The 805-nt window shown below is 33.5% G+C and carries 1 pseudogene; it reads left to right on the forward strand.

Going from position 1 to position 805, the window contains the following annotated elements:
• Window positions 1–805, forward strand: a pseudogene (locus AB3H90_RS14365) (hypothetical protein); the annotation flags it as partial.

An 805-nucleotide genomic window follows, 5' to 3' on the forward strand; every position in this document is an offset into this window, starting at 1 on the left:
ACTAGGAAGTGTAAAAAAGGAAGCGACTGATGCAGTAAACGAAGCATTGTTTGGAGTAGACCAAACTATATCAGAAGCGGAAAAGAAACTAAATAATTTTGTTCAATCAGTTTCTAAGGATGTTACTAAAACGATTAGTCAGTTGACAGAGGAGCTACAAGATACAGAGACAACAGTAACTAATGTTTCTAAAAAAGCGAATCAGATCCAAACAGATCTTGTAAGTGTGCAAAATGAATTGATTAATGCCGAAGAGTATTTTGTGAAACAAAAGAGTCTTGAGAAAGGACCATTTCTATTCAAAAATACACATATAACCACTCAAAATTGGAAGGATATCACAGAAAGTGGAGTGTATTATTGTGCAGGTGCTACAGGAGAAAACATGCCTATTTCAGGAACCCTATATGGCTATTTAATAGTGATTAAATCAGCAAGTGTGATTGTTCAACTATTTATCTCAAATGGAAATTTCTATAATCGAGTTATGAGTGGTTCGCCGTTAACTTGGTTTAATTGGAATAAATTATCTAATGACTCCAAAGTTGTCCATAATTCAGGAAATGAATCCATTGATGGCTTTAAAGACTTTCGACAAACACCAACAGTGAATAATGTACCAGTAGCTTTAGATCAATTTATTTCAAAAACAGTAAAAACAACGAATACAACAGATTTTACCAATGAAAGTTCAGTCAGATTTGAACGAGATGGACGAAGTGTAGTAGCCAATTTTTCGATCACAAATAAATCAGCAAATTTTGCTGGATGGAAAAACTTAATGGCTTTTCCAAAAGGATATACT

Source organism: Enterococcus sp. C63 (genome assembly GCF_040887215.1).
Taxonomy (GTDB): Bacteria; Bacillota; Bacilli; order Lactobacillales; family Enterococcaceae; genus Enterococcus_B; species Enterococcus_B hirae.